The sequence below is a fragment of the Pseudomonas sp. genome, from assembly GCF_041601375.1.
GTDB lineage: Bacteria > Pseudomonadota > Gammaproteobacteria > Pseudomonadales > Pseudomonadaceae > Aquipseudomonas.
Map to the genome: position 1 here is coordinate 24,572 of NZ_JBFIIG010000029.1, position 10,123 is coordinate 34,694.

Sequence of the window (10,123 nt, forward strand, 5' to 3'; positions counted from 1 at the left end):
AGGACTCGAGGATGGACATCAAGACCCGTCACGTGATTTACCACGCCTATCTGCATATTCTGGCCTTCACCCTTCTGGCACTCAGCGGCATCAGCCTGCTGGATTACCTGTTCTGGTGGCAGCCCAACGCTGCCCAGGCGGTGCTCCTGCCGGACAGCGCCCTGGCAGGGCTGTTGCTCGGCCTTGGACTCCTGGGCTGCATCCAGCAGAAGCCCCGACTGGCCAACCCGGCACTCGCCCTGCTGCTCGGACTGGCGCTCTACAGCCTGACGCACAACCTGCTAAGCGGCAGTCCCGAGCCTGGCCAGTCGTTGATCAGCGCTTATCAGCGCATGCGCAGCTCCCTGGCCCTGCTGTTCTGCCTGCTCGCCATTGGCCTACTGAGCAGTCAGTGGGACAGCAAAGGCCGACGCCTGAGCGCTGTGCTCGGATGCACGACACTGGCGCTGGCCGGTCTGTCACTGCTGTCATCCTGGCGGCCGGAACTCGACGCCTGGCGCCTGGGTTACAACCTCAACGTCAGCCGCCCGGCCAACCTGTTCGCCTTGGCCATGAGCCTTGTGCTGTTTTGCCTCACACGACGGCCCACCGAGCGTAACCAACTGCTCGTGCGTAGCGCCATCCTCACCGGAGCCCTCGGCACCCTGATCACCTGCAGCGTCTGGTACCTGCTGACCCAGCAGAACATCGAGTCGAACAACCGACAAAGCGAACTGCTGCTGACCAAGCAGCAGAACTCGATCACCAGCAGCCTGAATACTCGACTCTCGCTGATCCAGCGCACAGGGGAACACTGGACGGTCAACGGCCAGCTGCCCACGCACGCGCAATGGCAACAAGAGAGCCGCAACTTTCTGCGCGATTTTGCCGATATCGAGGTAATCGCCCTGCTCGATGAGCAGCTGCGCCCGCAACGGCTGCTCGGCCGCAGCCAGGCAGCAACCGAACAGCTGACCAGCCTGCTCGGCCACGCCAGATCGCGCGCCTGGCTAGAGCGCCTGCCCCACGATGGCAAGGTGCACATGAGCGAGGCCTATGAGCTCGCCGCCCAACCCCAGGGGCTGATGGCGACCCGCCTGACCTTGCCGAACAACCCTGGCTGGACGCTGGTAACCAGCCTGGACCTGACCCGTACCCTGCAGCAAGCTCTGGGCAGTGAGCCGCATGACGGCGGCGTAGAAATCTATCAGGGCGAGCATGTGCTGTTCGACACAACCAGCCAGCCACCCGGGACGACCGGCGCCAGCAAGATGCTCGGGCCGACCGCCAACGACTGGCGCCTGGTCAGCTACCCGGACGCCGCTACAACCAGCCTGGCCGCCAACCATTTACCCGGCATCGTCGTGCTGTTCGGCCTGGCCTTCAGCCTCGTCATCATGGTCAGTCAGCGCCTGGCCCTGCTGGCCATCGAGCGCTCCAAACACCTGCAGCAGAGCAACCGGGCGCTTGAACGCAGCCTGCGCCGTCAGGCCGAGCTGCAGGAGCTCAATCAACGGATCATGGACTATTCCATGGACGTGCTCTGCTCGATCGACGCCCAGGGCCGCTTCACTCGACTCAGCCCGTCCGCCAGCACGGTGCTCGGCTACTCGCCAGAAGAATTGACAGGTCAGTCCTACCTGCAATACATCGTGCCCGAAGACCGCGAACGCACTCAGGCCGCGGTCGACGCCATCATGGCGGGCGAATCCCAACACAGTTTTCGCAACAGTTCCCGGCGCAAGGATGGCAGCATTGTCCACCTGCTCTGGTCCGCAGGCTGGTCGCAGAGCGATCGCACCCTGTTTGCCGTGGCCCATGACGTCACCCGCCTGGTGTACAACGAAGCCTATGCCGAGGATCAGCGCGACATCCTCAGCATGATCTCCACCGACCAGGCGCTGCCGGATATCCTCAAAACCATCTGCCTGCTGGCCGAAGTCCAGGCGCCCGACACCCTGTGTTCGGTGCTGCTGGTCGATAAAGAACAGAAACACCTGATCCACGGTGCTACGCCGAGCCTGCCCGAGAGTTTCAACCAGGCACTGCACGGCATCACCATCGGCCCCAATGTCGGCTCTTGTGGCACCGCCGTGCATCGCCGCCAATTGGTCATCGTCGAAGACATCGACAGCGATCCGCTCTGGCTTGAGTTTCGTGACCTGGCCTTGCAGCATGACCTGCATGCCTGCTGGTCGATCCCGCTGATCTCCCATCATGGCGATGTACTCGGCACCTTCGCCATCTACAGCCAGCAACCTGGCCCCCCGAACGACGAGCATCTGCAACTGATGGCCACCGTCGGCCAGTTGGCAGCCATCGCCATCGAACGTCAGCACGACCGCCTGCGCCTGCAAGCAAGCGAACAGCGCTACCGCTCGCTGTTCACCTTCAACCCCAACCCAGTGTTCTCATTCGACCTGAACGGCAATTTCGAGAGCATGAACCAGGCGGGCTGCCGGCTATCCGGCTACAGCGAAGCGCAGCTGCTCGGACAACACATGTCGATGCTGGTACACAACCAAGACCTGGCGCTGATCCAGGACTACATCGATTCCGCCAGCAGTGACGACAGCCAAAGCCACGAAGTTCGCTGCCGTGCCAGCAACGGACAACTGCTGGAAGTGGACATCACTAACCTGCCGATCATCATCGATGAAAAAATTGTCGGGGTGTTCGCCATCGCCAAAGACATCAGCGAACGCAACCGCATGACCCGCGACCTGCGCGAAGCGTTGCAGCACTCCGAACACCAGGCCGAATTGCTGCGCGGCCTGAGTGAAACCGCCATCAACATCAACAGCATCATGGGCACCCAGTCGCTGCTGGACTACATGAGCGAACGCCTGCGCTTGCTGCTCGGCGCACACCAGGCTGCCATGAGCCTGAACCGGGGCGGCAACTGGACGACCTCGTTCAACGCCGTCTCACTCTCGGAAAAATACCCAGCTGGGCATGACGCCCCCACCCCCTCCGACGACAGCGCTACCCGCACCCTGGTCGGCGAGTTCGACCAGCCGACCCTGCTGACCCAGGAGCAACTGGAACAGCACCCCTGCTGGCCGGAGCTTAACAGTGCCGACAATCATCGTCCTCCCCTGCGCGGATTGCTTGCGGTACCCCTGAGCGACCACAGCGGGGCCCAATTCGGCCTGCTGCAGTTATCGGACAAATACGACGGCGAATTCGACCCGGACGATCTGGCAATAGCCCAGCAGTTTGCCCAGATGGCCGTGGCGGTTCTGGAAAACAACCGCCTGATGCAAGCGGTAATCACCGGCGAACGCCGCCTGAAATCCCAGCTGGAGTTCACTTCGGCGATCACCAACAGCATCGCCGAGGGCCTGCTTGCGGTAGATCGCCAGGGCCTGCTGAGCTTCGTCAACCCCACCGCCGCCGAACTGCTCGGCCAGCCGGCGCAAACGCTGCTCGGCCAGGCACTGGCCAGCTACCTGCCGCTGGCGCTCAACGACAGCGAGCATAGGGAGCGAACCAGCAGTTACCACGGCGAAATCAGGCTGACACTGGCATCGCCGGGCGAGCGCTATATCGCCTACGACAGCGCCCCGCTGCTCGATGACGATACTCCGCAAGGCTGGGTGGTCGCCTTTCGCGACATCACCGCGCAGAAGGAGGCGGACAAGCAGCTGCGCTTGCTCAAACGCAGCCTGGAAGCCAGTTACAACGGCGCTCTGATCTGCGATGCGCTGGCCGAAGACCAGCCGATCATCTACGTCAACCCGGCCTTCGAACGCATCACCGGTTACAGCGCGGCGGAAGCCATCGGCAGAAATTGCCGCTTTCTCCAGGGGCCTGAGCACGAACAAGCGGGCATCAGCGAAATTCGCCAAGGCCTTGCGGAAAAGCGCGACAGCCATGTGGTATTGCGCAACTTCCGCAAGGACGGCACACCCTTCTGGAACGATTTGTATATCGCTCCGGTACCCGACGAGGAGGGCGAGATCACCCATTTCATCGGCGTGCAGAACGATATCTCCGAGCAGAAACGCTACGAATCCGAACTGGCCTACAACGCCAGCCACGATGTCCTCACCGGCCTGCCCAACCGCTCGCTACTAGAGGACCGCCTAAGCCAGGGTTGCCAGATCAGTCGGCGCTACAAGCGCAGCCTGGCGGTGATGTTCATCGACCTGGATGGTTTCAAGCCGATCAACGACAGCATGGGCCACGGTGCCGGCGACCTGATGCTGGTCGAAGTGGCACGCCGCATGAACCAGCAGGTACGTCCAGGTGACACCGTGGCGCGGCTTGGCGGCGACGAGTTCATCGTCATCCTGCCGGACCTGGCCCGCGAAGAGGATGTGCTGCTGGTGGCAGACCGGATCATGGAGAGCATCGCACGGCCCTATACGGTCGGCGGCGTCGACCTGCACATCACCGCGAGCATCGGCATCACGCTCAACGACGGCAGCCTCGAACAGCCCATGCAACTGATCCTGCAGGCCGACCTGGCCATGTACAAAGCCAAGCAACAAGGTCGCAACAACTATCAGTGGTACACCGAGGATCTCAATCAGAAGGTCAGCGAGCGGGTGACCTTGCGCAACGAGCTGCAGAAAGCCATCGACACCGAAGCCTTCGAACTCTACTACCAGCCGCAGATCGACAGCCGTTCTGGCCGAGTGATCGGTTACGAGGCACTGTTGCGCTGGCAGCACCCCGATCAGGGTTTCATTTCGCCGGCGCAATTCGTGCCCATCGCCGAGGACACCGGACAGATCATTCCGCTCAGCGAATGGGTACTCAAAACCGCCTGCCGCGATGCCCGCCTGCTGCTCGATCGAGGCTTCGATGGTGCAGTGATGGCCGTGAATATTTCACCGGTGCAGTTCCAGCGCGTCAACTTCGTCGAGTTCGTGCGCAGCAGCCTCGCCCAGGCCCAGCTGCCGGCAGAACTGCTCGAGCTGGAAATCACCGAAACCGTGCTGCTGGCGAATGCCGAGCGAGCCATCTTCACCCTGCATGCCCTGAAAGACCTGGGCGTGCGCATCGCCATCGACGATTTCGGCACCGGTTTCTCCAGCCTCAACTACCTCAAGCGCCTGCCCGTCGACAAGATCAAGATCGACCGCTCCTTCATCCAGGACGTGATCAGCGACCGGCATGATTCGGCGATCACCCAAGGCATCATTTCCATGGCCCACCACCTGCAACTCAAGGTGATCGCCGAAGGCGTGGAAACCGAGTCACAGGTCGCCTTCCTGAAGAGAAGCCACTGCGATGAATTCCAGGGCTACTACTTCGCCCGGCCCATACCGCTGGCAACACTGGAAAGTTTCCTGCTGCAGCACCGAGCCGAGCATGACCTGCCCGTACCCGGCAGTGCTGCCGAAAACAGCGCACAGACCTTGCTGCTACTCGATGACGAAGAGAATATTCTCCGCGCCCTGACCCGGGTGCTGCGGCGCGACGGCTATCACGTGCTTACCGCCAACCGGGCGCAAGATGCCTTCGCCCTGCTGGCAAAGCACGAGGTCCAGGTCATTCTCTCCGACCAGAGAATGCCGGAAATGAACGGCACCGCGTTTTTCAGCCGGGTCAAGGACCTCTATCCGGATACCATCCGCATCGTGCTGTCCGGCTATACCGACCTGAACTCGGTGACCGAGGCGATCAACCAGGGCGCCATCTACAAGTTCCTCACCAAACCCTGGGACGACGCACAACTGCGGGCCACCGTCGCCCAAGCGTTCCAGCACCATGAACTGGCCCAGCCAAAAGAGGGCCACTCAGCGCCAAAAGATAGTCCATCGCCTCAAATGGACTGACTGCGCAGCAGGACAGCCCTCCACACACCAGCCTTGGCCGCACTCGCTGCCAGCCAGGCTAGTCGAGCCATTTGCCGATCAACTGGCGGCGGCCAGCAGCCCTCCGCTACGACCAGGCGGACAGGCTCGACGAGTAGTCTGGATGCAATCTGGAGCAGTTCGCAGGCGCAGGACTTCCCCGACTGCATCCGCAACGGAACCGTCCCGGACGTCAAGCGCAGGCGCTCGCGGGCCCGCCTGGCAACCACCTGTCGCGCTGATCAGATATCCACGCCCGGCGCCCAGGGATTGCTGCCGACGCGGCGATCCTTGTTACTCCGGCGTTCCTCCTGGAAGCGGATATCGGCCCGGCGATCCTGCACTTTGCGCCGTTCGCCGCCACCGCGGGTATCTATCTGGAACTTGGCTCGGCCCTTATTCCCCCCCTCGGCGACTTGCTCGGCGATAGGTTCGAGCGACAGGTCTTCCAGGGAAATGTCGCTATTGTCATGACTGGCCATTGGCGTACTCCATTTCATTCTGCCTTACTGGCATTGAACTCACCTGACAGCCTTATGGCGTTCGCAGCGGGCGGGAGTTTTTCACAAGCTCACAAGCCACCCTTGCCAGTATGGCCAGGTCTGTAGATAGGCTAGTACGGCCAGGCCCGGTACGATAGGCAGGTCGTCGCCTTGTTTGCGGCAGTCATCGCCACGCATCGGATTCCCAGAAGGCAACTGCATGCCAGGGCTTGCGGCCAAACCAGCTCAAGGCATCCCGCGCACGATCTGGGCGCCGGGCCTGGTCAGCTTGCTCATGGATGTGTCATAGGCGCTGGTGCCAGCCCGCTGCTGTTGATCTTCACCGACCTACCGCTGGCCTGGGCCGCCTCGGTCACCACCGTGCTGCTCGGCATCGCCCTGTGGGGTCTGCATATGGACTCCAGCCAGGGCATTCTGGCAGCGCCGATGGCGGACACCACGCCAGCCGAACTCAAAGGCAGCGCCTTTGGCCTGTTCAACCTGGCTAGCAGCACGACCGCCGGTTGGCTGTGGCAGTCCCATGGCGCTGCAGTGGCCTTCTATGCCGGCGCCGCCCTGGCGGCAGTCGCTCTGTTGTTGCTCGGGCTCAGACGGACTGGTCAATGGGGTTGCAACCCGCCCTGCTCGCACAGGTCGTTGCCTTGGGCAGTACTGTTTGTCGGAAATCCACGCCAGCCCTGGGCAAACCGGGCCAATTCGCGGCCAGACAACGGTCACGCGTTTGCTGTATCTTCGGGCCCATGCTGCGACATGAGAGGACCACGCTAGCCGCGCTCCGTCCCCCATCGACGCCGCTGACTTGCACCAGTGCACAGCCCAGTTCTGCAGATGCAAAAGACCAGTGCAGTGAAGGGCAGAAGCACGAAAGCGGCCCCTGCGGTTCCGCCGGAAGCATTCCGTAGCGTTCCTTTAATGGGCTCAGCCAAATCGAGGTGGACAACCCCGCACGCCGTTGTTGTCGGGGCATCGCCCAGGCACAGCTCGACGGTGCGCCTATCAATCATGCCGAGGATGGCAGACGCGTGCCCCTGGACGGGCAGAGCCACAGTTTGCTGATCACCCTAGGCGGTATCACTCGAAGCAGCCAGCGCCATCTGGACTCTGCGCTACGGCCCCGGGCCAACCTGGATAATCCAAGGACAATATGATGATCGAACCCTTGCTGCTCACCGCAGCCCGCCTCTGCACCTTCAATCAGCAGCAGCAGCTGACCAATGCCAGCAGCTTCTTCTTCGCCCGCGACGAGCGCCTGTTCCTGGTCACCAGCCGGCACGTGATGATCGATGCGCAGAATCAGCACTTCCCGGATCGCATCGAGATCGAACTGCATACCGACCCGGACAATATCGCCCAGTCCATCGGCATTTCGATCCCGCTCTACCGCGACGGCGTAAGCCTGTGGCGCCAGGGCCTCGACACCACCGGCGAAATCGATGTGGCGGTGATCGAACTCGATCGCGCTGCCTTACCCGCAACCGCACTGTACCGCGCCTTTACCCCTGAGCACCTGTATGGCCCGACCGCCGAGGTCGAGGTCGGCACCTCCCTGCTGGTGGTCGGTTTCCCCCTGGGTTTCCACGACACCCTGCACCACCTGCCGGTGGTGCGCCAGGCGGTGATCGCCTCGTCCTTCGGCTTGCGCTTTCAGAGCAAAGGCTACTTTCTCAGCGATGCGCGGACTCACCGCGGCATCAGCGGCGCCCCCGTGGTGACGCGCGTCGCCGACACCTCGGAGAACGGCCTCGGCGACCTGCCTTGGATGCTCCTGGGCGTGCACTCGGCACGCCTCGATGTGGGTACCCGCGACCTGCAACTGGACGAAGCACTCGGGCTCAACTGCACTTGGTACGCCGACATCCTGCTGACCCTGACCGAGAACTGAGAGACTGTGAAAAAATCTCTCAAACATCGGTAGTCCGTTCGGAGCTTAGGGCGGCCCGGGACGCCGGCCGCTCAGGAGCGCAGCGACAGCCCGCCGGATCTGCGTTGCCCCAGCTATCCATGGTGCACTGCCTGCGGCGAGTGACACCCTACGGATCGCAAACAGCTCTCGGCGGTTGTGAAAATATCGAACGCCGTCGCGCGAGTATTTTCCCAGCCTCTCAATCCTTGCTCAGCGCCACATCGACGATCTGTTGCGCCTCGCCAAGAATCCGCTGCAGGTGCGCCTGGTCGCGGTAGCTCTCGGCATAGATCTTGTAGATGTTCTCGGTGCCCGATGGCCGCGCGGCGAACCAGCCGCCGTCGCTGATCACTTTGATCCCGCCAATCGCTGCGCCGTTGCCCGGCGCCTTGTCGAGCACCTGGGTGATCGTATCGCCGGCCAACTGGGTGCTGCGCACCTGCTCAGGCGTGAGTTGGCCGAGGGCTTTCTTCTGCACCGGGGTGGCCGGCGCATCGACGCGGTCGGCCACTATCTCGCCGAACTCCTCGGTCAGGCCGCGATACAGCTCGCCGGGATCGCGACCGCGGCTGGCGGTCATTTCCGCCGCCAGCAAAGCCAACACCATGCCGTCCTTGTCGGTGGTCCAGACCCTGCCGTCGCGGCGCAGGCAGGTGGCACCGGCGCTTTCCTCACCGGCGAAGCCCAGGGAACCGTCGAACAGGCCGCCGGCAAACCACTTGAAGCCGACCGGCACCTCCAGCAGGGGCCGTCCCAGACGCGCACTGACCCGATCGATCATGGCGCTGCTGACCAGAGTCTTGCCCACCGCCGCCGTGGCACTCCACTGCGGGCGATGCTGGAACAGGTAATCGATGGCCACGCTGAGAAAATGGTTGGCCGGCAGCAAGCCGACACTGGGCGCGACTATGCCGTGGCGGTCGTAATCGGTGTCGCAGGCAAAGGCGATGTCGTAACCGTCCTTGAGACCGATCAGCCGTTGCATGGCATGGCTGGACGAGGGATCCATGCGGATCTGGCCGTCCCAATCCAGGCTCATGAAGGCGAACTGCGGGTCAATGACCTGGCTGACCACCTGCAGATCGAGCCGGTACTGCTCGGCGATACGCGACCAGTAATGCACGCCCGCGCCGCCCAGCGGATCGACGCCCATACGCAGGCCGGCAGCGCGGATAACCGCGAAATCGATCACGCTGCCCAGGTCGCCGACATAGGCCGCCAGGTAATCGTGCGCATGGGTGGTGGCTGCCTGGCGCGCCTGAGCCAACGGCATACGCTTGACCGCCTTGAGGCCATCTTCGAGCAAGGCGTTGGCGCGGTTCTGCACCCAGTTGGTGATGTCGCTGTCGGCCGGGCCGCCATTGCACGGGTTGTATTTGAAGCCGCCGCTGTCCGGCGGGTTGTGCGACGGGGTGATCACGATGCCGTCGGCCAGGCCCGTGCTGCGGCCCTGGTTGTGCACCAGAATGGCGTGGGAGATCGCCGGGGTCGGGGTGAACTCGCCGCCGGCGGAAATCATGGTCTCCACGCCATTGGCGGCCAGCACTTCCAGCGCGGTGTCCAGCGCCGGTTGCGACAGGGCATGGCTGTCCGCGCCGATGAACAGCGGGCCATCGATGCCCTGCGCGTTGCGGTAATCGCAGATCGCCTGGCTGATGGCAAGCACGTGCCATTGGTTGAAGCTGGCTGCCAACGAACTGCCGCGATGCCCCGAGGTGCCGAAGGCCACGCGCTGCGCGGCCACGCCGGGATCGGGCAGCAGGTCGAAGTAGGCGGCCAGCAGTTGCCCGATATCGACCAACATCTCTACAGGCGCCGGCTTGCCGGCCAAAGGATGGATGCGTGAACTCAAAATTGTCTCCCTGAATAACGTGTACAGACCCTAGCCTAACAGGCGCCGGCACAATCGCCGACCGCCCCGCCGCCGCTCA

4 protein-coding genes and 1 pseudogene are annotated in these 10,123 nt (G+C 62.9%); 3 read left to right on the forward strand and 2 right to left on the reverse strand.

Annotated features, from left to right (window positions below):
* Positions 1–11 precede the first annotated feature (11 nt).
* Entirely contained in the window at positions 12–5,768 is a 5,757-nt protein-coding gene (locus ABZE94_RS06530) for an EAL domain-containing protein (protein ID WP_372874724.1), read from the forward strand.
* Between the two features lie 260 nt (positions 5,769–6,028).
* On the opposite strand, the gene ABZE94_RS06535 is transcribed toward ABZE94_RS06530, so the two are convergent.
* On the reverse strand, positions 6,029–6,268 hold the full coding sequence (locus ABZE94_RS06535; RefSeq protein WP_372874725.1) for a hypothetical protein: 240 nt from the start codon (positions 6,266–6,268) through the stop codon (positions 6,029–6,031).
* A gap of 327 nt (positions 6,269–6,595) precedes the next feature.
* Between ABZE94_RS06535 and ABZE94_RS06540 the strand changes: the two are divergent.
* Both ABZE94_RS06540 and ABZE94_RS06545 read left to right on the forward strand, forming a co-directional pair.
* Positions 6,596–6,880, forward strand: a pseudogene (locus ABZE94_RS06540) (MFS transporter); the annotation flags it as partial.
* 556 nt (positions 6,881–7,436) lie between these two features.
* Positions 7,437–8,171: a serine protease gene (locus ABZE94_RS06545; protein ID WP_372874727.1), complete on the forward strand. Its 735-nt coding sequence runs from the start codon at positions 7,437–7,439 to the stop codon at positions 8,169–8,171.
* A 220-nt stretch (positions 8,172–8,391) separates the two neighbouring features.
* Here ABZE94_RS06545 and pgm read toward each other — a convergent pair whose 3' ends face one another.
* Positions 8,392–10,044, reverse strand: coding sequence for a phosphoglucomutase (alpha-D-glucose-1,6-bisphosphate-dependent) (pgm, locus tag ABZE94_RS06550; RefSeq protein ID WP_372874728.1), 1,653 nt, complete (start codon positions 10,042–10,044; stop codon positions 8,392–8,394).
* Positions 10,045–10,123 lie beyond the last annotated feature (79 nt).